Here is a 23738-nt window from a genome sequence, read left to right on the forward strand (position 1 = left end):
AGCATCGCCCCGCTCGCACAGTTTGATGTACTGATCAGCGATCGCCCGCTACCGGCAGAGTATGCCCTCCACTGCCGGAACGGCTCGGTCAAGGCGATCACCCCTGACGCTGAAAGCGAGTAATCTACTCGAAAAACACGGCAATTTTGTTGAACATGGTGGGATCGGACTGGTTACGCACCACTTTAACCACATCTTCTAGCTTGTCGATCTGACTCATCATCTGCTCCAGCCGCTGATCGTCCGCCACCAGCAGCCAGATACGGCTCTGCTCGCCGCCCGGTAGCGGCAGGCAGAGAATGCCCTCTACGTTAAAGGCCCGGCGGGCAAAAAGGCCGCAGACGTGGGTCATTACCCCCGGGTGGTTGCGCACGGTGAGTTCCAGAATAACGTTGTCATGTGTTGATTGTGGCATGGCTTATTCCCCCACCATTTCAGTATTGGCCGCGCCTGGCGGAACCATTGGATACACTTTTTGCTCGGCGTCGGTACGAACGTGGATCAGCGCCGGACCCGGACGGGAGATGATCTCCTGCAGGGCCGCGTGCGGATCGGCCGCCGCGTTTAAATCACAGGTGTGCAGGCCAAACCCGGCGGCGATCTGCATAAAGTTGATCATTCCCGGATAGGTGGCGGCAAACACGCCCTGCTTGTAGAACAGACTCTGCTGCTGGTGTACCAGCCCCAGCGCCTCGTTGTTCATCAGAATGATTTTAATATCGAGCTGGTTTTCAGCGGCGGTCGCCATCTCCTGAATGTTCATCATCAGGCTACCGTCGCCGGAGAAGCACAGCACCTTGCGATCGGGATTGGCCAGCGCTGCGCCAATAGCCGCCGGCAGGCCGAAGCCCATAGTGCCTAACCCACCGGAGGTGAGCCACTGGCGCGGGCGGTTGAGCGGATAGGCCTGAGCGGTCCACATCTGGTGCTGCCCGACGTCGGTGGTGATAATCGCGCTGTCGTCAACGCAGGCGGCAACGGCGTTAATTAACCCGTAGTGGCTCAGCGGATCGTCCGCGCCCGGCATGTTAGCGGGAAACTCCTGCTGCAGCTGCGCCACGGTATCGCGCCAGGCGTCACGTGTGTCCTCTGCAATCAGCGGGATCAGCTGAGCCAGCACCTCGCCAACGTCGCCCTGAATAGCACAGTGCGGCTGCTTGATCTTACCCAGTTCGGCGCGGTCGATATCCACATGGATAATTTTGGCGTTCGGGCAGAAGGTTTCGGTCTTGCCAATCGCCCGGTCATCAAAACGTGCCCCCAGTACCACCAGCAAATCGGCTTCGTGCAGGATAAAGTTGGTGCTGCGCGCGCCGTGCATGCCTAACATGCCCAGCGACAGCGGATGCTGTTTCGGCAGCATGCCAAGGGCCATCAACGTCATGGTAGTGGGCAGGCTGGCCTTCTCCGCCAGGGTCCGCACCTGCTCCGGCGCGTTAATCACCCCGCCGCCCAGGTAGAGCACCGGGCGCTGGGCCTGATTAATCATTGCCGCCGCCTCTTGCACGCTCTCAATGCTGAATGCGGGGGCTGGCGCAGCGCCACCCGGCTCCGGCAGGGTGTCTACTTCGATCTCTGCGGTCTGAATATCCTTAGGAATATCTATCCACACCGGGCCGGGGCGGCCTGACTGGGCAATGCGAAACGCGTCGCTGATCACCTGCGGCAGCTCGCGGATGTCGCGCACCAGATAGTTGTGCTTGGTGATGGGGATAGAGATGCCGTAGGTATCTACTTCCTGGAAGGCGTCGGTACCGATCATCGACGAGGGGACCTGGCCCGTGATGCAGACCAGCGGAATGGAGTCGAGGCGCGCGTCGGCGATGGCGGTCACCAGGTTGGTGGCCCCCGGCCCGCTACAGGCCATACAGACGGCGGGTTTCCCCTGGGTGCGCGCCATGCCCTGGGCGATAAAGCCCGCGCCCTGCTCGTGGCGAGCCAGGACGTGGCGGATCTGCGTGCTTTGACTCAGGGCGTCGTACAGGGGCAACACCGTGCCGCCTGGTATCCCGGTGACGATAGTGATGCCCTGGCGCTCCAGTAAATGAACGATTAACTGTGCGCCGGTAAAGCGCCTTGCCTGCGAGGTGGTGCCCAAACTTGCCATGCTCCAGTCCTTTAATTCTGGGCCGACTTTCCGGGCGGTCTAAACGAAAAACCCCGCCCGGTTTGCGCCGGCGGGGTTTTGGAATCGTGTGTTCCGGACCCTACGGCGCTATGCCGACGACCACCACCACACGCACGACGACGACCGCGGCAGATGGCGCGGTGCGTAGTAGAGTCGATGTCAGCATGGCTGGGTTCATTAGGGGCCTGTTGTATATGTTGTGTTGTTTATTTATTAGCTGAATTTATACAAACACAGCTGGTGCAGCATGACAATCGTTTTATCGCAGCGGCGGTGAAAATGTGTGACCGATCACGCTTCAACGCCAAACAAAAACGCGGCTAAAACAGGGTTAAGTGTTACAGTTGTATGACAATTCATCACCCGATTCGCTATGACGCTCTCTGTTTTCTGCATTCTCTTATTCGCTGCCCTGCTGCATGCCAGCTGGAACGCCATCGTAAAAGCCGGAACGGATAAACTCTACGCCGCCATTAGCGTTAGCGGCTCCGCGACGCTTATCGCCCTGATCCTGCTGCCCTTCTCACCGCAGCCCTCCATCGCCAGCTGGCCTTTTTTAGTGATTTCCTGCGCGTTACAGGTGGTGTACACGGTGCTGGTGGCCAAAACCTATCAGGTTTCCGATATGAGCCAAACCTATCCCCTGATGCGCGGCACGGCCCCGCTGCTGGTCGCGCTGATTAGCGTCCTGGCATTAGGGGATACGCTTTCGTGGCTCGCCTGGGCTGGGATCGGCGTCATCTGCCTGTCGATACTGGCCATGGCGCTGAATGGCCGCATGCAGTCACGCAAAGGTATCTGGCTGGCGCTGCTGAATGCCTGCTTTATCGCGGGGTATACGCTGGTGGACGGTACCGGCGTGCGTCTGTCTGGCACCGCGCTGGGCTATACGCTGTGGACCTTCTTTATGAACGGTTTCTGTCTGCTCTGCTGGGCGATGGTGGCGCGCCGCCGCGAAGCGTCCAGCTATCTGCGCCTGCACTGGAAAAAAGGGCTGTTTGGCGGGGCGGGCACCATGGGATCTTACGGCCTGGCGCTGTGGGCTATGACCCAGGCTCCGCTGGCCGTGGTCGCGGCCCTGCGTGAAACATCGATACTCTTTGGCGCGCTTATCGCTTTTCTGCTGTTAAAAGAGCGGGTTGCCGGGGTACGCATCGCGGCTGCGCTGGGCATTGCCGGTGGGGCTATTCTGCTGCGTCTGGCGTAAAACCCAGGCAATATTTGTTGCCAACATTGTTCATAAATCCTGCCTTTTCACTCTTGCCCATTCATCACCCTGATACTTAACTTATCGCCGTACTGTGGTAGATTTCTCGCGCATTTATGGAATGCGTAGTGACTTATTCTTTATTTCTCTCATTTGGCAAAAGTATTCAGCGACATGAAAAGACAAAGGAACGTTAACTTATTGTTGATGCTGGTGTTACTGGTGGCGGTCGGTCAGATGGCGCAAACCATCTACATTCCGGCCATCGCCGACATGGCAAAGGAATTTCACGTCCGTGACGGCGCAGTGCAGAGCGTAATGGCTGCCTATCTGCTGACCTATGGCCTCTCGCAGCTCGTGTATGGCCCCTTGTCCGATCGCATAGGGCGTCGCCCGGTTATTTTTGTGGGCATGAGTATTTTCATGGTGGCGACGCTGATTGCCCTGACCACCCATAGCCTGACCGTATTAATTGCGGCCAGCGCGTTGCAGGGTGTCGGGACCGGCGTCGGCGGCGTGATGGCGCGAACCTTACCGCGCGATATGTATCAGGGTACCCAGCTTCGTCATGCCAACAGCCTGTTAAATATGGGGATCCTGGTGAGTCCGCTGCTGGCCCCGCTGATTGGCGGCCTGCTGAATACCCTCTGGTCATGGCGCGCCTGCTTCGCCTTCCTGCTGGTGCTGTGCGTGCTGGTTACCTTCAGCATGGCACGCTGGATGCCCGAGACCCGCCCCGCAGGCGCACCGCGCACGAAACTGCTCACTAGCTACAAAGTGCTTTTTGGCAGCGGGTCATTCAACTGCTATCTGCTGATGCTGATCGGTGGCCTGGCGGGTATCGCCGTGTTTGAGGCCTGCTCCGGCGTGCTGTTAGGGGCAGGGCTTGGGCTAAGCAGTATGGTGGTAAGCATTCTGTTTATTCTGCCGATCCCGGCGGCCTTCTTTGGCGCGTGGTTCGCCGGACGCCAGAATAAACGTTTCTCCACCCTGATGTGGCAGTCGGTAATGAGCTGCCTGCTGGCAGGCGTGATGATGTGGATCCCAGGCCTGTTTGGCGTGATGAGCGTCTGGACCCTGCTGATCCCGGCGGCGCTGTTCTTCTTCGGCGCGGGGATGCTCTTCCCGCTCGCCACCAGTGGCGCAATGGAGCCGTTCCCGTTCCTCGCCGGAACGGCAGGCGCGCTGGTGGGTGGTCTACAGAATATCGGTTCCGGCGCGCTGGCATGGCTCTCTGCCATGATGCCGCAGACCGGCCAGGCTAGCCTCGGTTTATTGATGACCCTGATGGGGCTGCTGATTTTACTGTGCTGGCTGCCGCTGGCGTCGCGTGCCCCGCATCACGAACAGCCTGTTTAACATTATGATGGCCCGGCTTCTCGCCGGGCTTTTCGCATGTCGGGGCGATCATTGTCTTCAGCAGCGGTTCGGCTATGGGACGCCACGCCCCCTCCTCCCCATCGTAAAACTGCGCATCGGCATTAATGGCGTAAGGGATTTTTGCCTGCTGTAGCTCACAGGCCATAAAGGTGGCAAAGGCCATTTGCGACGCGGTAGGGGTAAAATGGCTGGATTCACCGACGCCCCAGCCGCCTATCCAGCTAACGTGACCGGTTTTTTTCTGCCAGCGCAGCGCGATATTGATGCGATTTCGAATTGCTGCCTTCTCTGCCGACGTCCCCGATGTCCACGGATACCTGCCGTTGCTCTTTAGCGGCCCCCACGGGAAGATATGCCACTCTGCCAGAAGATAATCTTGGCTGTGCGCGGGCAGTTTCAGGTTAGCGAGATCTTCCGGGGCCGCACGCAGGCGCGGCGCGATAAAGATCATGCGCTGGGCGTCAATATCATGAATGGCTTTAATGGTTTTTTCGTAGACGCGATTGAGCGACACGAGATTATGGTTCAGCTTGTCTGCGGGTTCATAAATGAGATCGAAGCCTAACTGCGGCGAGCTGCTACCAAAGTAGTGCGCAACGGCGATCCACCAGTTCACTACCTCTTTTTCATTCTCGGCTTTCGGATCGTTTTTATACTCATCTGCCTGCCAGGCGATAATCGGGATCACACCGTACTGCTCGCAGGCCTGCACCAGCTTACGCAGGTGAATGAGTCGCGCCTCGGTTGGCTCGCCTGCGACGCGAATACGCACATGCCCTATCCCCTGCGCGGCAAAATCCCGCACCACTAACGGATCGAACTCGCGGATGCCACGCTCGGTTCGCGCCCAGTCAACGTCCATCCCAACACCGAGCTGGGCCGCATAGCGTGCGGCCGTCAGCGGCGGCTCAGCATAAACGGCAGAGGTAGCAAGCAGTAACGCAGCAGCAATTGGAAGCTTATACACGGGTAGCCTGAAAAGATGAGTTAGCGCACCGCTATTTTTTAGCATGCTTTTTTAACTGGCGTGTAGCGCAGCGAAAAGAAAAAGTGCGATCTGCTGGAAATGGGTAGCGGCAAACAGCAGCGCCAGCGAGAGCACCCCTAGCGCAACCAGAAGCTTGTCCCGCACCGCTGACGGGCGCAGAAAGTCGCTGCGGTCGACGTCCATCAGGTTACGCTTCAGGGTATACCGCCAGAGGATCAGCGCCACCGCCGCCAGCAGGGCAATCGCTACCCAGAAAGCCGATCCCGCCTGCTGGCCGTTGTGCTTTACCGCCAGCATCAGCAGCGCGCCATAGCCCAGCAGGGTGCGCAGCCAGGCAAGCGACGTGCGCTCGGGTTGCAGGCCGGGATCCTGCTCTCGGCGGGCTTTGCGGCTATCCGGCATAGCTATCCGGCATAGAAGACCAGCGCCATCACTACCGCGGCCACCACGAGCAGCATGATGCTGATAACCAGCAGGCTGTAGGTATAGGGCAGGTCCTGCTTCAGGCGCATGGCCTTCTCATTGCGCAGCCAGCGCAGGTAGCCAAAAACAGCCAGCCCGCCGGAGGTGAGACAAAGCAGCAGCGCCAACAGCTCGCGAATAAGCGGCGTGGCGAAATCCGGGGCGAGCTGATCGAGGCCTACCCCCGCCGCCAGAAAGCCCAGCGCGGTGCGGATCCAGGCGAGAAAGGTGCGCTCGTTTGCCAGCGAGAAGCGGTAGTCCGGCGCTTCACCGAGGCGAGAAATTTTCATGCGGTGTCCTTGTGGTTGATCGCGCTCAAACAGCACCATCAGCATGCCATACCGCGTCATCTTTGCGAAGATGTATACCGCCGGGTGGCGCTACGCTTACCCGACCTACAGAGTAGATACAAAAAAGGCCCCGTACGGGGCCTTTTTACATCGTGCAGATTAGCTATTCAACGCCGGGCGCTCGCTGATGGCGATGCGCTGAGGAGCAATCGCTTCCGGCACGTTGCGGCTGATGTCGATATGCAGCAGCCCGTTATTAAAGGTGGCACCGTTGACCTCCATATGGTCCGCCAGGGTGAAGCTCAGGCTGAACGGCTGGATCACCAGCCCCTGATGCAGCCACTTCGGCTCGTTGGTCGGTTTTTCCGGGGTGCCTTTAACGCTGAGGCGCGTGCCCTCCAGCTGGATCTCCAGATCGTCCTGACGGAAACCGGCTAGCGCAAGGGTAATGCGGTAGTGGTTATCGTCACTCTTCTCGATGTTATAGGGCGGGAAGGTCTGGCCTTCGCTGCTGTTTTGCAGGGCGTTGGCCAGTTTGTCAAAACCGATCCATTGACGCAGCAGCGGGGATAAATCGTAGTTACGCATGGTGTTTCTCCTTCTTTGAAGCAAGAAATGGTCTACGCATCGTGTGACGCGTATCTGCTCCCTGACGGCGAGCAAGGGTTATTCTGGGCCGCGGCGGCGGCCCGGGAAATTAGTTAATTTCGATACGGCGCGGTTTTTTCTCTTCTGGGATCACGCGTTCCAGTTCGATAAACAGCAGGCCGTTGACCAGGTTCGCGCCGCGAACGTGAATGTTCTCAGCGATCTGGAATTTACGTTCGAAGTTACGTTCGGCGATGCCCTGATAGAGATAGCTACGCTCTTTCTGCTCGGTTGCACGAGCGCCTTTCACCACCAGCAGGTTGTCCTGAGCGGTTATCTCCAGTTCGCTTTCGGCAAAGCCGGCCACGGCAATCGCAATGCGATAGTGGTTTTCGTCAACGAGTTCAACGTTATACGGAGGATAGCCGCCGTTACTCTGGCTCTGGTTGTTTTCTAACAGGTTAAACAGGCGGTCAAAACCAATGGCAGAACGATAAAGCGGAGAGAGATCGAAGTTACGCATACAATAAGCTCCTGAAATCAGCGAGAAATTTTTGAACCTTCCACTATGGACAGGCTCTTAAAGCCAGAACACCCCGCAGGCATGTTCTTTCGACTACGTTGTAAAAATGGGTGCAGCGGAAAAATTTTCAAGGGCAGAAGTCTGACTTTTTTTTGCACTTTCTCACTCAGGGCATAGACTGGGTTACGACACTTAACGCTAAATTGCGATTGCCGCCACAGAGCGGCACACGAAAGCTATTCATTTTCCTTAAGGGTCGCTATAAGCAAGGAGTGCACGATGATAAGAAAAAAACCATCATGAAAAATGTTCTGTTAAAAGTGGCGATTGTCAGCGGAATGGTGACGCTGGGCGGCTGCTCCAGCGTGATGTCACATACCGGCGGCAAAGAGGGGCTCTACCCCGGCACGCGCGCCAGTTCAAAAATGCTAATGGATGACGACGCGAACCTGGCGGTGAAATCATTTGTGGTGCTGGACATGCCGTTTACCGCCGTGGCCGATACGCTGCTGCTGCCCTGGGATATGTTCCGTAAAGACAACTCAGTAAAATCACGCGTCGAGAAAGCGGAGGAGGCCAATCTGGCCACCAACTCCGTTATTCCTCCTGCGGCTATGCCCGCCCCGTAAATTTGTGCTGACTGATTACAGGCCGGTATCGGCCATCCAGAGCTGGCGGAAGCCTGCCGCGGGTGCCATCCACGCGATCCTCTTACCATTCGGAGAGAAGACCACCGCATCGGCCGAAGGTTGATGCGCAGGGTCACTGTCGGTTAAAAAGACGATCGTTCCGGTCACGCTATCGCACAGGGCTATGCGGCTCTCCAGCACAAAGCCGATCGCCGCGCCGGAGGGGTGCCAGGTAAACGCCGACTGGATGTCCGTGGCGTTATGGGTCAACTGGCGCGGCTCGCCCCCCTCTGCGGCCATCAGCCAGAGCTGCACCACGCCCGCCTCATCGCGCATTAAAAAAGCGATGTCGCTACCCTGTGGGTTACTGCGTACCCAGTGGCGCGGCACGTTGACCAGCCCCGGATAACGACGCTGATGGGTAAAGGTAAGCCGCCGCTGCTCTACGCCCATGGGCGGCGATGGCATCGTGGTTGATGTTCCAGCCAGCGGGGTCTCTCCCGCCCGCTTCCAGCCCTGCTCGTCAGCGGGCAGATCGACGATAAACAGCTCAGGCACCTTTTCTCCACTCAGCGACAACGTATCGCCAATAAAAGCCAGCCTGTTGTTACCCACCCAGCCCTCTTCATAGGCGCGGTTGATCTCATCGCTGCCGGGCGCAGGTGTTGGCGTCGTACAGCTGACCAGCACGCACCAGTGGCTGCCAGCATACTCTCGCGGATGGTTGCCCCCAGGCATGATCGGCCCAAAGGGAGCGGCGACGCCAACGTTGCGCAGATCCAACCTTGGATCGCGCTCGTGCAGTACATGGTCGTTATAGGTAAAGCTCACCTTGTTGCCGTCTGGGCTGAACACATGCACGTGGCTGCCGCCGCGCAGCGCGCCGGGCGTGTAGGGTTCGGTGATATCCAGCGCATCGAGGTTGCTCGCCCTGCCGTTTTGCACCATCACGCCCTGACGATGGTGAAAATCGTACTGCCAGCTCTCGTCCGGATCCCGCGGCCCGTGAATAAACACGTACTTCTCTTCGCTGGGATGGACGGTCACCACGCCAACGTGTGCGCCCTGGGGTGCGGTGTAGATGGTCTCTACCTCACCGGTCTCTACGTTGACGCGCTCAATGGTTTTGCCGGTAAAGGAGGCACCGGAGGGGCGTACGTCAAACACCAGCCACCGGCTGTCGGGCGTCCAGGTATTGATATTGGTAAGCTGATGATGGCGGGGAGCAAAGGTGATTTGTTTCATGAAGAGACCCTGATGCGCTGATATCGCATCAGGGTAAGAGATCTACAGCAAAAAAACTATCAGGGAACGGGCGTTACCAGCGGTGTGCCCTCAAACCAGGCCTGAACGTTCTCTAACACCAGGCGTGACATCTCCCGGCGCGTTTCCCAGGTTGCGCTTGCCATATGGGGAGTGATGACCACGTTATCGCGCTGTTGCAGCGCGGCAGGCACATTGGGCTCATCGGCAAAAACGTCCAGTCCGGCACCGGCGATCGCGCCACTTTCCAGGGCAGCGATCAGCGCGGCCTCATCCACCACACTGCCGCGTGAGATGTTGATCAGCACGCCCTGCGGGCCAAGGGCCTCCAGCACCGACGGGTTTATCAGCGCTTTTGTCTCTGCACCACCCGGCGCGCAGACCATCAGAAAATCGCTCTGCTCTGCCAGCTCGCGCAGATCGGCAACGTAATCCCACGCCAGTGCGCTGTGTGCCTTGCGGTCAGTGTAGGCAATATGCATATCAAACCCGCTAGCACGCCGCGCGATGGCCTGGCCAATACGGCCCATGCCGAGAATGCCCAGGCGTGCGCCGGAAACCTTGCGCGTCCACTGAAAGCCACCTGCCGACCAATCGCCCTGCTCAATAAACTTCTGCGCAGCCACGATGCGGCGCGAGGTTGCCAGCATCAGGCCAATAGCCAGATCGGCCACGTCGTCCGTCAGTACGCCCGGTGTATGGGTCACCGCCACGCCGTGATCCCGTGCCGCCGCCACGTCGACGCCATCGTAACCGACGCCAAATACGGCGATCAGCTTCAAGGCAGGCAGCGAGGCGATAAAGTCACGTGTCACCACCGCCTCGCCGTTGGTGATCACCACCGTAACTTCATCAGCGATAGCGGCCAGCTTATCAGCATCCATCTCAGCCAGATCGTATAAGTCGTAGCGCGCTTGCAGTTCAGCGGTGAGCGCATCCGGCAGACCCGCCTGTTTCAGTACTTTCTGTTTCATATCGTTTCCCTATTAGGAGAGGCGTGTAGCGGTTCGTTTCGCGGCTTTTGGCTGCGTTGGACGCGAGACCAGGATGCCGATAATGCCGCCGAGGATCAGCGCGACCGCCACAATCAGCAGCCCATAGTGGTAGCTGTTGGTGGCATCTTTGATTTTGCCCAGCAGCGGCGGGAGGCCAAGACCCACAAAGTTAGCCACCGTGTTAATGAAGGCGATAGAGGCCGCGGCGGCAACGCCGGCCAGCTTCTCGGTGGTCACGGCCCAAAAGATCGGCGTCAGCGCAAAGTTAAAGCCAACGGTGAGGATCAGCAGGAAGTAAGCCACCAGCAGATTGCTGGAGTAGATAGCGATAGCGAGCGACAGCCCAGAGATAATCAGCGGCAGCCCAAGGTGCAGCGAACGTTCATTGGTGGTATCGGAGTGGCGGCCATTGAAGTACATAAACAAGCAGGCCGCGATAAACGGTACGGCAGACAGCAGGCTGATAACGATATTGCTCTGGTCGCTGGCCATACTTTTGATGATCAGCGGCAGGAACAGCGTAATGCCAATAGAGCCAAAGGCTTGCAAGAACCAGACCAGGCTCAGCAGCAGCACGGTCTTGTTTTTCAACGCGCTCATCCAGCTGTGGTTTGTCCCTACCTCGACCCCGGCGTTATCGCGTTCAAGCTGTGCTTTCAACCACCCTTTCTGCTCCGGCGTCAGCCAGGCGGCATGATCCGGCGTCTGCGGCAAGCGCCATAGCACCATGATCCCCAGAGCGATGGCTGGAATGCCTTCCAGCGCAAACAGCCAGCGCCAGCCTGCAATATCGGCAATACCGTGCATATTCAGGATCGAGCCAGAGATCGGCAGGCCGATAATCGACGCCATCACCGAGCCCATGTAGAAGAACGACATGGCCCGCGCACGGTTGCTTTTAGGGAACCAGCAGGAGATGTAGTAAATAATGCCCGGCGTAAAGCCCGCCTCCGCCATACCGAGTAAAAAGCGCATGACGTAAAGCTGCGTTGGCGTTTGCACCAGCGACATCCCGGCGCTGACGATGCCCCAGGTAATCATAATCCTGGCGATCCATATCCGGGCTCCCACCCGCGTCATAATAATGTTGCTGGGGATTTCAAAAATAATATACGAGATATAGAACATCCCGACGCCAAGCCCGTACATACTGGCGCTTAGGCCGAGATCGGCATTCATTTGCAGTGCTGCAATTGAAATATTGGTTTTATCGAGGTTAGCCACAAAATAACAGATAATAATAAACGGAATTATCTTGGCATTAAGCTGCCGTAAGGTTGTAGAGTACAGATCGGTATTCATAGTAAAAACCTCACCCAGCCGTATATGCGCGAGGAGATCCCTCTATTCATATACAGGCGGTTAGTTATCGTTATTTTTTTGAATCAGGAAATTACCACTCGGCTACGGAACCGTCTTCATGTCGCCATAATGGATTGCGCCAGTCAGTCACGTCTTTGCTGCGGGCAATAACCTGCTCTTCGTCAATCTCTACGCCCAGGCCTGGCTTCATCAGCGGTTTGAAGAAGCCACCTTCCATGTTGAAGTCCTCTTTGTTTTTCACAAAGTCGAGCAGCTCCGCGCCCTGGTTATAGTGGATGCCCATGCTCTGCTCCTGGAACACCGCATTGTGGGAGACAAAGTCCACGTGCAGACAGGCCGCCAGCGCAATCGGGCCAAGCGGGCAGTGCGGGGCCAGCGCCACGTCGTACGCCTCTGCCATGCCGGCAATTTTGTAGCACTCGGTGATGCCCCCGGCGTGGGAGAGATCCGGCTGGAGAATGGCCAGGCCGCCCGCTTCCAGCACGCGCTTAAACTCGAAGCGTGAGAACATACGCTCCCCGGCGGCAATCGGAATATGGGTTTGCGCAGCCAGCTTCGGATAATATTCCGCCTGCTCGGCCAGCACCGGCTCTTCAATAAACAGCGGACGGTACGGCTCCAGCTCTTTAATTAATATTTTCGCCATCGGCGCGCTAACGCGACCGTGGAAATCGAGGCCAAATTCAATTTCATTGCCAAAGGCTTCGCGGATCTGCGCGGCGGTATTCACAGCGGCTTCCACTTTGCGGAAATCATCAATAATCGATAACTCTTCGCAGCCGTTTAATTTAAAAGTATCGAAGCCAATTTCGCGCAGTTTAGTAATGCCCGCGATAGCTTCCGCCGGACGATCGCCGCCCACCCAGCTGTAGGCCTTAATTTTATCGCGTACCAGACCGCCCATCAGCTGCCAGACCGGCGCGTTCAATACTTTACCTTTAATGTCCCAGAGCGCCTGATCAATACCGGCGATGGCGCTCATCAGGATCGGGCCGCCACGGTAGAAGCCTGCGCGGTACATCACCTGCCACAGGTCATTGATGCGGGCGGGATCCTGACCAATCAGGTATTCGCCCAGCTCATGAACGGCCGCCTCAACGGTACGCGCCCGGCCTTCGATCACCGGCTCACCCCAGCCCACTACGCCTTCATCGGTTTCGATTTTCAGGAACATCCAGCGCGGGGGTAAACGGTAGGTGGTTAGTTTAGTAATTTTCATTGAACTGCCTCTCGATACGCTTTTACAAATGCGGCTGCCTGCTGCGCGGTGCGCTCCACGGATTGCCCGGCACGATAGAGATCGCTACCCAGTCCGGCACCGGCACAGCCAGCCTTGAGCCACTGGGTCAGGTTTTCCGGCGTGACGCCGCCCACGGCGAACACGGGGATTTCCGGCGGAAGCACGGCCTTCAGCGCTTTGATGTAGTCCGGACCAAACGCGGAAGAAGGGAATATTTTCAGCGACTGGGCACCAGCCTCAATCGCCGTAAAAGCTTCGGTCGCCGTGGCACAGCCTGGGCAGACCGTCATGCCGTACGCCACCGCCCGGCGAATAATTTCTGGATTGATATTTGGCGTGACCAGCAGGGTGCAGCCCATTTCGGCAAGCGTATCGACCTGCTCAGGCTTTAATACCGTGCCCGCGCCAATTAACGCTTTATCACCAAAGGCTTTCACCATTGCGGGAATGCTCTCTTCCCAGCGGGGTGAGTTGAGCGGAATTTCGACCGCTTCAAATCCAGCGTCGATCACCGCCGCCACGTGGGCGTGTGCCTCTTCCGGCGTGATGCCGCGCAGAATTGCGATCAGCGGGAGTTTATTTTGCCACTGCATGAGCGATGCTCCTTATACCTGCCTGAAATGCGTCGTCACCGCGTAGGATCTGCGTTTCGTGGCCCAGCAGGGCAAAAGCCTGCTGGTAGCGCGCGGTCAGCGAGGGGTTGGCAACGAGCGTGATGGTCTGCTGCGGCGCGATCCAGGCTTTCATACTTGCCACTTCGCTGCCAATCAGCAGGCCGGAAAGAAATTCACTCACCTCTTCACGTGCCAGCGCGCCGAGCACGTGGGAAGCCCGCACTTCAAACAGGCGAGGCAGCAGATCGGGAGAGTCGAGGCCGCGGGCTAAACCGGCGGTAAAGGCATCCGGGGAGATCTCCTGCTCGGGCAGGCCCGCACCCACCAGCGTATGGTTAAGCAGCACGTGGTGCAGCTCGCCGGTCATCACGGTGTGAAAGTCGCTGACCTGCTCGCTATCGGCCAGCACCCATTTGCAGTGGGTGCCGGGCATGACATACACCTGGGCTGGCTGGAGATCGCGCGCGCCGAGCAGCTGGGTCTCTTCGCCGCGCATCACGTTGTGGTTATCTTCCCGGTTGACGCACAGGCCGGGAACGATCCAAATATTATCGGCAACGCTGGTGAGCTGCTGGCCGATATCATCAAAGCGGGCCGGGCAAGGTAGATAGGGGACGTTAACCCAGCCGGCATTGCTGCCGACCATGCCCGCCATCACCACCGGGGTATTTTCCCGCGCCCAGCCCTCGGTGATCTGCGCTAATACCGCCTCGAAGGTGCGCCCGTTCAGACGGGTTACGCCTGCTTCAGACTGCCTGCTTTCAAGGCATTGATCGCCCTGATAGTGCCAGGCGCGAAGATTGGTGGAGCCCCAGTCGATGGCGATATAGCGTGATGTCATGTTATTTCCTTCAGCCTTTGGGTTGAGCTGGCGATCATAGTCAGCGCCGCCTGCTCTGCTGCGTCGCCGTCCTGATGCCGGATTGCATCAAACAGCGCCTTATGTTCCTGAAGCGTTTTCGGCATGTTGGCCTCGTCACCGCGCCAGGTCTGTTCAAATACCGCCCGCTGCAGAGAGCCAATCGCTACCGTCAGCTGCTGGAGAACCGGGTTATGCACCGACTGCAGCACGGCGTCGTGATAGCGGATATCCGCTTCGTTGAACGCCTCCCGGTTCTGGTTATTGGCGATCATGTCGTTAAGCGCCGCCTCAATCTGCGCCAGATCGCTGGAGGTGGCTCGCTCGGCCGCCCAGCGGGCAATGGCCGGTTCCACCAGGTTACGTACCTCGCTCATCGCGCTGATAAGCCGGGGGTCGTAGTCGTTCTCCAGCACCCACTGCAACACCTCAGTATCGAGGTAGTTCCACTGGTTGCGTGCAGCGACAAACGCCCCGCGATAGCGCTTCATCTCAATAAGCCGCTTCGCCATCAGGGAGCGAAAGACCTCCCGGATGATATTGCGCGAAGTTTCAAACTCTTCGCACAGGTCAGTTTCGGAAGGCAGCCCTGCGCCAGGGACGTATTTGCCGCTGACAATCTGCCGCCCGAGGGTGGCGATGATGCGGTCCGTTTTCGTAATGGTCATGTCGGATCCTTTAAGAAGAGGCTTTACCATTACTTTATCCTTACCGGCGTAAAAGTCCGCACTATTGAAGTACAAATATGCGAGTCGTTCGCCGTACTGTGAGTGGATAGTAGTACAATGATCTTGGGTTGTACTACAATCCAGATCACAAAAACGACAGTTGGTAAATAAAATGTGAAAAAACGCGAGCAATAAAAAACCCGCAGCGATGTACGGGTTTTTAGCAGACGGGAAGAGCGGAGTTTAGTTCAGGACAAACTTCTCGATAGCGTAAGCCACGCCGTCTTCAAGGTTGGTTTTAGTCACGAAGTTAGCGACCTCTTTCACCGACGGAATAGCATTGTCCATGGCAACACCCATACCGGCATACTCAAGCATCGCGATGTCATTTTCCTGATCGCCAATCGCCATCACCTCTTCCGGCTTGATGTTCAGCGCATCGGCCAGCGATTTCACACCGGTGCCCTTGGTGACGCTTTTATCAAGGATTTCCAGGAAGTAAGGTGCGCTTTTCAGCACGGTGTACTTCTCTTTTACCTCTGCCGGAATGCGCGCTATCGCCTGGTCGAGGATCGCCGGCTCGTCAATCATCATGACTTTCAGCAGCTGAATACCCGGATCCATCTTCTCGGCTTCGCAGAACACCAGCGGAATGGTCGCGACGTAGGACTCGTGCACCGTGTAGTAGCTGATGTCGCGGTTAGCGGTATAGAGCGTGTTACGGTCGAGCGCGTGGAAGTGGGAGCCTACCTCGCGGGAGAGCTGTTCGAGATAGCGGTAGTCATCATAGCTGAGCGGCGTCTGCGCCACGGTGCTGCCGTCGCTGGCTTTCTGCACCAGTGCGCCGTTATAGGTGATACAGTAATCGCCTGGCCTGTCCATATGCAGCTCTTTCAAATAGTTGTGCACGCCTGCGTACGGACGCCCGGTAGTGAGCACAACGTTGACCCCACGCTCACGCGCGGCGGCAATCGCATTTTTAACGGCAGGTGAAATGGTATGGTCCGGCAGCAGCAAGGTGCCGTCCATGTCGATTGCAATGAGTTTGATAGCCATGGGTTCCCCAGCGTAAAAGAGTTAACTCTTATGCTAGCGTGATTCTGCTCAAAAGACAGTAAGCGCGAGGAGGGAAAAGGGGGACAAAAGCGGGGCGGTATATTCCCCATTTACGGGAAGGGTAGCCCCGGCAGCGTCGCGCCGCCGGGGAACAAACCGATTAGATATCGATATTCGCCGCTTTCAGGGCGTTCTCTTCGATAAACGCACGACGCGGTTCAACGGCATCGCCCATCAGCGTGGTGAAGAGCTGGTCGGCAGCAATCGCATCTTTGACGGTCACGCGCAGCATGCGGCGGCTTTCCGGATCCATAGTGGTTTCCCACAGCTGCTCCGGGTTCATCTCGCCCAGCCCTTTATAGCGCTGAATCGCCAGGCCACGACGGGACTCTTTCACCAGCCACTCCAGCGCCTGCTCAAAGCTGGCAATCGGCTGACGACGTTCGCCACGTTCGATAAAGGCATCTTCTTCGATCAGGCCGCGCAGCTTCTCACCCAGCGTGCACAGACGGCGATACTCACCACCGATAATGAAATCATGATCCAGCGGATAGTCGGTATCCACACCGTGCGTACGCACGCGGATGATCGGCTCGAACTGTTTCAGCTCGGCGTCTTCACGCACGTCGTAATTCCAGGTGCTGCCGTGCACGTCATTTTCGTTCAGCGTAGCGATCAGCGCAGAGACCCAGCGGGTCACTTTTGCTTCGTCTGTGAGATCGGCCTCTTCCAGCGTCGGCTGGTAGACAAGCTCTTTCAGCAGCGCACGCGGGAAACGACGCTCCATGCGGTTGATCATTTTCTGCGTGGCGTTGTATTCAGAAACCATTTTCTCCAGCGCCTCACCGGCCAGCGCAGGTGCGCCTTCGGTGGTGTGCAGGGTGGCCCCATCCAGCGCGATAGAGATCTGATACTGATCCATCGCCTCGTCATCCTTGATGTACTGCTCCTGCTTGCCCTTTTTCACCTTGTAGAGCGGTGGCTGAGCGATGTACACGTGACCGCGCTCAATGATCTCCGGCATCTGGCGATAGAAGAAGGTCAGCAGCAGCGTACGGATGTGCGAGCCATCGACGTCCGCATCGGTCATGATGATGATGCTGTGATAGCGCAGCTTATCCGGGTTGTACTCGTCACGGCCAATGCCACAGCCCAGGGCGGTGATCAGCGTCGCCACTTCCTGAGAGGCCAGCATCTTGTCGAAACGGGCCTTCTCGACGTTAAGGATCTTACCCTTCAGCGGCAGGATAGCCTGGTTCTTACGGTTACGGCCCTGCTTCGCCGAGCCGCCCGCCGAGTCCCCTTCCACCAGGTAGAGTTCGGAGTGGGCCGGGTCGCGTTCCTGACAGTCCGCCAGCTTGCCCGGCAGGCCTGCGAGATCCAGCGCGCCTTTACGACGGGTCATCTCACGGGCACGGCGTGCCGCTTCACGGGCGCGGGCCGCGTCGATAATTTTGCCGACAACGATTTTGGCGTCGGACGGGTTTTCCAGCAGGTATTCGGACAGCAGCTCGTTCATCTGCTGTTCAACCGCCGATTTCACCTCAGAGGAGACCAGCTTGTCTTTGGTCTGAGAGGAGAATTTCGGATCCGGCACTTTTACCGACACGACGGCGATCAGACCTTCACGGGCGTCATCACCGGTCGCGCTGACCTTGGCTTTCTTGCTGTAGCCCTCTTTGTCCATGTAGGCGTTCAGGGTACGGGTCATTGCCGCACGGAAGCCTGCAAGGTGGGTACCCCCGTCGCGCTGTGGAATGTTGTTGGTAAAGCAGTAGATGTTTTCCTGGAAGCCATCGTTCCACTGGAGCGCAACTTCAACGCCGATACCGTCTTTTTCGGTGGAGAAATAGAACACGTTCGGGTGAATAGGCGTTTTGTTCTTGTTGAGGTACTCAACAAACGCCTTGATGCCGCCTTCGTAATGGAAGTGATCCTCTTTACCGTCGCGCTTGTCTTGCAGGCGAATGGAAACGCCAGAGTTCAGGAATGACAGCTCGCGCAGGCGCTTGGCCAGGATCTCATACTCAAATTCGGTGACGTTGGTGAAGGTCTCCAGGCTAGGCCAGAAACGCACCACGGTACCGGTGGCGTCAGTATCGCCGGTCACTGCCAGCGGGGCCTGCGGCACACCGTGCACGTAAGTCTGCTGGTGCACTTTGCCTTCGCGGCGGATCAGCAGCTCAAGCTTTTGCGACAGGGCGTTAACCACGGAGACGCCTACGCCGTGCAGGCCGCCGGACACTTTATAGGAGTTATCATCGAATTTACCGCCTGCGTGCAGCACGGTCATGATAACTTCAGCGGCAGAGACGCCCTCTTCCGGGTGAATACCGGTCGGGATCCCACGGCCATCATCCGAGACCGACACGGAGTTATCGGCGTGGATCGTCACGACGATATCTTTACAGTGACCCGCGAGCGCCTCGTCGATAGCGTTATCTACCACCTCAAATACCATATGGTGCAGGCCGGTACCGTCATCCGTGTCGCCGATATACATACCCGGGCGCTTACGCACCGCATCCAGCCCTTTCAGGACTTTGATACTGGAGGAGTCATAAGAATTCGACATCAACGTTTCTCGCTCAATTTGTCTTGGATTAGTCTGCTATTTTACCCTTTTCCACGGTGAACATCTTCGAATTTTTGTCCGACATGTCCATTACGTGTTCAGCGCTAATTGCGCTGACAAAGACCTGTGACTGGGTGGCTTTTAAGCGGCTGGCCAGCAGCGCGCGCCGCGTGTCATCAAGCTCTGAGGCAAAATCATCTATGAGGTACAAACAGCGCCGCCCGCTCTCGCGGGTCAGGAACTCCCCCTGCGCCAGCCGCAGGGCGCACATCAGCAGCTTAAGCTGCCCACGGGAGAGAGTATCCTCCACCGGCGCGCCGTCGGCACGAATGCGAAAATCCGCCTTGTGTGGGCCGTGGGCGGTGTAGGTCAGCGCCCTGTCGCGCTCAAAGCTGCGCGCCAGCACCTCGCCGTAGTCGGCTTCTTTTTCCCAGCCGCGCTGGAAAGAGAAGCTCAGGGAGAACTCCGGCAGAAACTGCTTACAGGTGTCCGCCATGTCCTGGGCGATGGCGGTGCTGTACTCGGCTCGCCAGCGGCTGATCTGCTCCGCCAGCGGGATAAGCTCTTTGTCCCACGCACGAAGCTGGGCGTACTGCGTCACCTGCCGCAGGGCGGCATTGCGCTGCTTCAGGAGCCGCTTCAGGTTGCTCCAGGCAGTGAAGAACCCGGCTTCGTTATGGAAGCATCCCCAGTCGAGGAAGGCTCTTCTGTATTTGGGGCCGCCGTTGAGTAAAGTAAACCCCTCCGGCGTAATCAGCTGCATCGGCATCAGCAGCGCCAGCTCGGCCACCTTGTGGCCGTCGGTGCCGTCGATGCGAACGGTGCTGTCCCCATGCTTATCTTTGGTCAGGCCGATGGAGGTTTCGCGCTCTTCGCCCTGTAAACGACCGTGCAGGATAAACGCCTCCTGCTCGTGGCGAATGACGCGACCAATCTGCAAACTACGAAACGCCCGGCCGTGGCCGAGCGTATAGATCGCTTCCAGCACGCTGGTCTTGCCGCTGCCGTTAGCGCCAACCAGGAAGTTAAAGCCGGGGGAGAGAGCAAGATCCGCGCTTTCGATATTGCGAAAGTCGCGGATCAACAGGCGGGAGAGCGACATTACAGTCTCATTGGCATAACAACGTAAGCCGCACTCTGGCTGGCCGCATCTTCAATCTGCACGCTCGAAACCGAATCGGTCAGCAGGATACGCACGTTTTCGCACTTCAGCGCGTTCAACACGTCCAGCACGTAGCTGACGTTAAAGCCGATCTCCATCTCCGTCCCGGCGTAGGTGACGTCGAGGATCTCTTCGGCCTCTTCCTGCTCCGGGTTGTTCGCGGTGATCTTGAGCTGGTTTTCACTGACGTAGAGACGCACGCCGCGGAACTTCTCGTTAGAGAGAATGGCCGCGCGGGCAAAAGCCTGCTTGAGAATATCGCACCCGGCGTCGAGGTGCTTATCCGGATTCTTCGGCAGCACGCGGCGGTAATCCGGGAAGCGACCATCCACCAGCTTGGAGGTGAAGATAAAGTCGCCCACGTGTGCGCGGATGTTATTGCTGCCGATCTGCACGCGTAGCGGCGTCTCACCGCCGTCGAGCATACGCATCAGCTCAATCACGCCTTTACGCGGTACGATCACCGAATGGTTCGGCAGCGACTGCCCAACCGGCATAGAGCAGACCGCCAGACGGTGGCCGTCGGTCGCCACGGTGCGCAGCTCTTCGCCTTCGGTTTCAAACAGCATCCCGTTCAGGTAGTAGCGCACATCCTGATGGGCCATCGAGAACTGGGTCGCCTCGATCAGGCGCTTCATGGTCGCCTGCGGCAGGGTGAACTCTACTTCGCTCTGCCAGTCGTCAAGGTTCGGGAAATCCGCTGCCGGCAAGGTCGACAGCGAGAAACGGCTGCGTCCGGAGCGCACCAGCATGCGGTCGCCCTCCAGCTGTACGGCGATCTCTGCGCCTTCCGGCAGGCCACGGCAAATATCAAAGAATTTGCGCGCGGGGACGGTAGTTGCGCCAGGTTCATGCGGCTGGGCCAGCACGACGCGGGCAACCATCTCCATCTCCAGATCGGTGCCGGTGAGGGAGAGCGCGCCGTCAGCGACCTGCAGCAGCAGGTTGCCCAGGATCGGCAGCGTAGGACGGCCACCCAGCGGGCCACTGACCTGCTGAAGCGGTTTTAATAGGTGTTCACGTTCAACGGTAAATTTCATAGCATCACGACGATAGAGTTCGGATTAAATTGGAGAAATCTTCTTTGATATCATGGCTCTCTTCACGCAGCTGCTCGATCTTACGGCAGGCGTGGAGCACGGTCGTATGGTCGCGGCCGCCAAACGCATCGCCGATCTCCGGCAGGCTGTGGTTGGTCAGCTCTTTGGCCAGCGCCATTGCCATCTGGCGCGGACGCGCTACCGAGCGGGATCGGCGCTTGGAGAGCAGATCCGCCACTTTAATTTTGTAGTACTCCGCCACCGTCTTTTGAATATTGTCGATGGTGACCAGCTTTTCCTGGAGCGCCAGCAGATCGCGCAGCGCTTCACGAACGAAATCGATGGTGATGGCGCGGCCGGTGAAGTTGGCGTTAGCGATCACGCGGTTCAGCGCCCCCTCCAGCTCACGCACGTTGGAGCGCAGACGCTTGGCAATAAAGAACGCCACCTCACCCGGCAGACGAATGTCGTTTTCGTCAGCCTTTTTCATCAGGATCGCCACGCGGGTTTCGAGCTCAGGCGGCTCGATCGCCACGGTCAATCCCCAGCCAAAGCGCGACTTCAGACGATCCTCGACGCCGTTGATCTCTTTTGGATAACGATCCGAGGTGAGGATGATCTGTTGGTTGCCTTCCAGCAGGGCGTTGAAGGTGTGGAAGAACTCCTCCTGGGAGCGCTCCTTATTGGCAAAGAACTGGATGTCATCGATCAGCAGGGCGTCTACGGAGCGGTAGTAGCGTTTGAACTCCTCAATGGCGTTGTTCTGCAGGGCTTTTACCATGTCCTGAACAAAGCGCTCGGAGTGCATATAGACCACTTTGGCATTGGGCTTGCGCGCCACGATGCCGTTACCCACCGCGTGCAGCAGGTGCGTTTTACCGAGACCCGTACCGCCGTAGAGAAACAGCGGGTTATACGCCCCGCCGGGGTTATCGGCCACCTGGCGAGCCGCCGCACGGGCCAGCTGGTTCGATTTACCTTCAACGAAGTTATCAAACGTGTGCTTAACGTTGACGTTAGAGCGGTAGGTAGGCTCTGCCGGTGCGGGAACGTTGTCCCAGCTTGAACGCGATGCAGGGGCGACGCGAGGCATTTGCACCGCTGCGACCTGGGCAGGCGCGGCGACGCTTGCCGGCTCCTTTAGGGTATGGGCAACCGGCCGGGTACCCACTTCAAAGCGCAGCTGCGGCGTATCCGAGCCGCAGAACTCGTTCAGCAGTCCGTTGATATTATTAAGGTACTTGTCCCTGACCCAATCGAGTACAAAACGGTTTGGCGCATACAAAGCCAGCGTGTTGTCACTCAGTTCCGCCTGCAATGGGCGGATCCACATACTGAATTCTGTGGCTGGTAACTCATCCTGCAGTCGGGCAAGACACTGCTGCCAAAGCGAAAGTGACACGGCGGACTCCACTCGAACAAAAGTCGATAATAAAAGACGAAAGCTGAAATTAATGATTGTAGACACACGTCGAAAAGACCCCTGAAGGGTGACGTGCGAACCGCTATTTGCGGTTTTTTGCCCCGATCCGGATCCGTGATGCAGGATCGGGACCGCGGATCATAACGTAAACCGCCGAAGAGATCTTCTGTTTCTCACAGATTCTTCACGATTTATCCACAGGACGATCCGAATCGGCTAAGTGTAAACGATCCTGGTGCCGGTGCGGCACGATTTAGGCCGCATATTGGAAAAATTAATGAGGATCGATAAAAATTTAGCGAAACGATCTATTGAAGATCCTGGAGGATCCTTGCGCTTTGGCCCTCAGGTCGTATAATCCTCCACCCGGCGCGCGCTGCTCGATTTCTTGCGTCGGCCCCGTCTACTTTTCAGGCAAAAACTGCGGAATTTAGGCGGTATATAAGGAAAGAGAATTGACTCCGGAGTGTACAATTATTACAATCCGGCCTCTTTAATCATCAACACTGAGGCGTAAGACGTTGGCACTGCCCAGCGGACCGACGCGAAATTCAGTGAATTCATTCAAGTTTAGGTAGAAATCGCCATGAAACGCACTTTTCAACCGTCTGTACTGAAGCGCAACCGTTCTCACGGCTTCCGTGCTCGTATGGCTACTAAAAATGGTCGTCAGGTTCTGGCACGTCGTCGTGCTAAAGGCCGCTCTCGTCTGACCGTTTCCAAGTAATAAAGCTAACCCTGCGTGGTTAAGCTCGCATTTCCCAGGGAGTTACGCTTGTTAACTCCCAATCATTTCACATTCGTCTTCCAGCAGCCACAACGGGCTGGCACGCCGCAAATCACCATCCTCGGCCGCCTGAATTCGCTGGGGCATCCCCGCATCGGTCTTACCGTCGCCAAGAAAAATGTTAAGCGTGCGCATGAACGCAACCGGATCAAACGTCTGACGCGTGAAAGCTTCCGCTTACGCCAGCATGAACTGCCAGCAATGGATTTCGTGGTGGTGGCGAAGAAGGGGGTTGCTGACCTCGATAACCGTGCTCTCACGGAAGCGTTGGAAAAACTATGGCGCCGCCACTGTCGCCTGGCTCACGGCTCCTGATAGCCCTCATTCGGGTATATCAGCGCCTGATCAGTCCGCTGCTTGGGCCGCACTGTCGTTTCACACCGACCTGTTCGCAATATGGAATTGAGGCATTGCGCAGGTTCGGGGTGATAAAAGGCAGTTGGTTGACGGTGAAACGCGTATTAAAATGCCACCCTTTACACCCGGGTGGCGACGACCCCGTCCCGCCAGGACCTTTTAATACCAGAGAACACTAACG

The 23738-nt window shown here is 57.6% G+C and carries 27 protein-coding genes, 1 pseudogene and 1 other annotated feature; of the genes and pseudogenes, 8 read left to right on the top strand and 20 right to left on the bottom strand.

The genetic code is table 11. The features are described 5' to 3' along the window. Nucleotides 1–123: pseudogene (locus tag FN633_RS04075) on the top strand (DeoR family transcriptional regulator); the annotation flags it as partial. A 1-nt stretch (nucleotide 124) separates the two neighbouring features. Here FN633_RS04075 and ilvN read toward each other — a convergent pair. From ilvN to ivbL, 3 genes are all read right to left on the bottom strand, one after another. After that, nucleotides 125–415 (bottom strand): acetolactate synthase small subunit, encoded by a 291-nt coding sequence (gene ilvN / locus FN633_RS04080; protein WP_042393444.1) that lies wholly within the window; start codon nucleotides 413–415, stop codon nucleotides 125–127. A 3-nt stretch (nucleotides 416–418) separates the two neighbouring features. Continuing rightward, the gene (ilvB, locus tag FN633_RS04085) at nucleotides 419–2107 is read right to left on the bottom strand and encodes an acetolactate synthase large subunit (protein WP_154056842.1); all 1689 of its coding nucleotides are present in this window, start codon (nucleotides 2105–2107) and stop codon (nucleotides 419–421) included. Nucleotides 2108–2207: 100 nt separating this feature from the next. Next, a complete protein-coding gene (ivbL, locus tag FN633_RS04090; RefSeq protein ID WP_144818304.1) occupies nucleotides 2208–2306 on the bottom strand; it encodes an ilvB operon leader peptide IvbL in 99 nt (32 codons plus the stop codon). A 195-nt stretch (nucleotides 2307–2501) separates the two neighbouring features. Here ivbL and FN633_RS04095 point away from each other — a divergent pair, with 195 nt between their 5' ends. Next, nucleotides 2502–3335 (top strand): EamA family transporter, encoded by an 834-nt coding sequence (locus FN633_RS04095; RefSeq protein ID WP_154056843.1) that lies wholly within the window; start codon nucleotides 2502–2504, stop codon nucleotides 3333–3335. 174 nt (nucleotides 3336–3509) lie between these two features. Further along, nucleotides 3510–4694 (top strand): multidrug efflux MFS transporter EmrD, encoded by a 1185-nt coding sequence (gene emrD, locus FN633_RS04100; RefSeq protein WP_154056844.1) that lies wholly within the window; start codon nucleotides 3510–3512, stop codon nucleotides 4692–4694. On the opposite strand, the gene FN633_RS04105 is transcribed toward emrD, so the two are convergent. From FN633_RS04105 to ibpA, 5 genes are all read right to left on the bottom strand, one after another. Beyond that, complete coding sequence (locus tag FN633_RS04105; protein WP_154056845.1) at nucleotides 4597–5682, bottom strand: cellulase family glycosylhydrolase; 1086 nt, start codon at nucleotides 5680–5682, stop codon at nucleotides 4597–4599. The two genes, emrD and FN633_RS04105, sit on opposite strands and share 98 nt — an antisense overlap. Before the next feature lie 51 nt (nucleotides 5683–5733). Then, on the bottom strand, nucleotides 5734–6105 hold the full coding sequence (locus FN633_RS04110) for a DUF202 domain-containing protein (RefSeq protein WP_154056846.1): 372 nt from the start codon (nucleotides 6103–6105) through the stop codon (nucleotides 5734–5736). 2 nt (nucleotides 6106–6107) lie between these two features. Next, on the bottom strand, nucleotides 6108–6455 hold the full coding sequence (locus FN633_RS04115) for a YidH family protein (RefSeq protein ID WP_144818294.1): 348 nt from the start codon (nucleotides 6453–6455) through the stop codon (nucleotides 6108–6110). A gap of 159 nt (nucleotides 6456–6614) precedes the next feature. Continuing rightward, complete coding sequence (gene ibpB, locus FN633_RS04120) at nucleotides 6615–7043, bottom strand: small heat shock chaperone IbpB (RefSeq protein ID WP_154056847.1); 429 nt, start codon at nucleotides 7041–7043, stop codon at nucleotides 6615–6617. 109 nt (nucleotides 7044–7152) lie between these two features. Further along, entirely contained in the window at nucleotides 7153–7566 is a 414-nt protein-coding gene (gene ibpA, locus FN633_RS04125) for a small heat shock chaperone IbpA (RefSeq protein WP_042393452.1), read from the bottom strand. Next, nucleotides 7560–7634 (bottom strand) — a sequence feature (ROSE (Repression Of Heat Shock gene Expression) occurs in the 5'-region of heat shock genes and acts as an RNA thermometer to modulate expression.). It overlaps the preceding gene by 7 nt. Before the next feature lie 228 nt (nucleotides 7635–7862). On the opposite strand from ibpA, the gene FN633_RS04130 reads away from it, so the two are divergent. Beyond that, nucleotides 7863–8195: a YceK/YidQ family lipoprotein gene (locus FN633_RS04130; RefSeq protein ID WP_144818522.1), complete on the top strand. Its 333-nt coding sequence runs from the start codon at nucleotides 7863–7865 to the stop codon at nucleotides 8193–8195. Nucleotides 8196–8210: 15 nt separating this feature from the next. Here FN633_RS04130 and FN633_RS04135 read toward each other — a convergent pair whose 3' ends face one another. From FN633_RS04135 to dnaA, 12 genes are all read right to left on the bottom strand, one after another. Then, complete coding sequence (locus FN633_RS04135) at nucleotides 8211–9440, bottom strand: YidR family protein (RefSeq protein WP_208673955.1); 1230 nt, start codon at nucleotides 9438–9440, stop codon at nucleotides 8211–8213. Between the two features lie 59 nt (nucleotides 9441–9499). Next, complete coding sequence (locus FN633_RS04140; protein WP_042393454.1) at nucleotides 9500–10432, bottom strand: 2-hydroxyacid dehydrogenase; 933 nt, start codon at nucleotides 10430–10432, stop codon at nucleotides 9500–9502. 12 nt (nucleotides 10433–10444) lie between these two features. Next, the gene (locus FN633_RS04145) at nucleotides 10445–11755 is read right to left on the bottom strand and encodes an MFS transporter (protein WP_042393455.1); all 1311 of its coding nucleotides are present in this window, start codon (nucleotides 11753–11755) and stop codon (nucleotides 10445–10447) included. A gap of 91 nt (nucleotides 11756–11846) precedes the next feature. After that, on the bottom strand, nucleotides 11847–12995 hold the full coding sequence (dgoD, locus tag FN633_RS04150; protein ID WP_103820565.1) for a galactonate dehydratase: 1149 nt from the start codon (nucleotides 12993–12995) through the stop codon (nucleotides 11847–11849). Continuing rightward, entirely contained in the window at nucleotides 12992–13609 is a 618-nt protein-coding gene (locus FN633_RS04155) for a 2-dehydro-3-deoxy-6-phosphogalactonate aldolase (protein WP_154056849.1), read from the bottom strand. Before FN633_RS04155 ends, dgoD begins: the two co-directional genes overlap by 4 nt. After that, nucleotides 13593–14471, bottom strand: a complete 879-nt coding sequence (locus FN633_RS04160) for a 2-dehydro-3-deoxygalactonokinase (RefSeq protein WP_154056850.1) — start codon at nucleotides 14469–14471, stop codon at nucleotides 13593–13595. The genes FN633_RS04155 and FN633_RS04160 overlap by 17 nt, the downstream gene beginning before the upstream one ends. Beyond that, on the bottom strand, nucleotides 14468–15157 hold the full coding sequence (gene dgoR / locus FN633_RS04165) for a D-galactonate utilization transcriptional regulator DgoR (RefSeq protein ID WP_103820568.1): 690 nt from the start codon (nucleotides 15155–15157) through the stop codon (nucleotides 14468–14470). The genes FN633_RS04160 and dgoR overlap by 4 nt, the downstream gene beginning before the upstream one ends. Nucleotides 15158–15400: 243 nt before the next feature. Next, entirely contained in the window at nucleotides 15401–16213 is an 813-nt protein-coding gene (gene yidA, locus FN633_RS04170; protein WP_154056851.1) for a sugar-phosphatase, read from the bottom strand. A 160-nt stretch (nucleotides 16214–16373) separates the two neighbouring features. Next, nucleotides 16374–18788 carry a DNA topoisomerase (ATP-hydrolyzing) subunit B gene (gene gyrB, locus FN633_RS04175; RefSeq protein ID WP_154056852.1) on the bottom strand — a complete coding sequence of 805 codons (2415 nt, stop codon included), beginning with the start codon at nucleotides 18786–18788 and terminating at the stop codon, nucleotides 16374–16376. Between the two features lie 28 nt (nucleotides 18789–18816). Continuing rightward, the gene (gene recF, locus FN633_RS04180) at nucleotides 18817–19890 is read right to left on the bottom strand and encodes a DNA replication/repair protein RecF (RefSeq protein ID WP_042393463.1); all 1074 of its coding nucleotides are present in this window, start codon (nucleotides 19888–19890) and stop codon (nucleotides 18817–18819) included. Continuing rightward, on the bottom strand, nucleotides 19890–20990 hold the full coding sequence (gene dnaN, locus FN633_RS04185) for a DNA polymerase III subunit beta (protein ID WP_042393465.1): 1101 nt from the start codon (nucleotides 20988–20990) through the stop codon (nucleotides 19890–19892). The genes recF and dnaN overlap by 1 nt, the downstream gene beginning before the upstream one ends. 4 nt (nucleotides 20991–20994) lie before the next feature. Beyond that, nucleotides 20995–22392 carry a chromosomal replication initiator protein DnaA gene (gene dnaA, locus FN633_RS04190; RefSeq protein WP_042393469.1) on the bottom strand — a complete coding sequence of 466 codons (1398 nt, stop codon included), beginning with the start codon at nucleotides 22390–22392 and terminating at the stop codon, nucleotides 20995–20997. A gap of 298 nt (nucleotides 22393–22690) precedes the next feature. Between dnaA and FN633_RS18590 the strand changes: the two genes are divergently transcribed. From FN633_RS18590 to yidD, 4 genes are all read left to right on the top strand, one after another. Then, nucleotides 22691–22771 carry a hypothetical protein gene (locus FN633_RS18590; protein ID WP_419721326.1) on the top strand — a complete coding sequence of 27 codons (81 nt, stop codon included), beginning with the start codon at nucleotides 22691–22693 and terminating at the stop codon, nucleotides 22769–22771. Nucleotides 22772–22999: 228 nt separating this feature from the next. Beyond that, nucleotides 23000–23140 carry a 50S ribosomal protein L34 gene (rpmH, locus tag FN633_RS04195; RefSeq protein ID WP_003849659.1) on the top strand — a complete coding sequence of 47 codons (141 nt, stop codon included), beginning with the start codon at nucleotides 23000–23002 and terminating at the stop codon, nucleotides 23138–23140. 15 nt (nucleotides 23141–23155) lie between these two features. Beyond that, nucleotides 23156–23515, top strand: coding sequence for a ribonuclease P protein component (gene rnpA / locus FN633_RS04200; RefSeq protein WP_042393473.1), 360 nt, complete (start codon nucleotides 23156–23158; stop codon nucleotides 23513–23515). Beyond that, nucleotides 23479–23736, top strand: a complete 258-nt coding sequence (gene yidD / locus FN633_RS04205; RefSeq protein ID WP_015966614.1) for a membrane protein insertion efficiency factor YidD — start codon at nucleotides 23479–23481, stop codon at nucleotides 23734–23736. The genes rnpA and yidD overlap by 37 nt, the downstream gene beginning before the upstream one ends. Nucleotides 23737–23738 lie beyond the last annotated feature (2 nt).

The organism is Pseudescherichia vulneris (assembly GCF_902164725.1).
Classification (GTDB): domain Bacteria; phylum Pseudomonadota; class Gammaproteobacteria; order Enterobacterales; family Enterobacteriaceae; genus Pseudescherichia; species Pseudescherichia vulneris.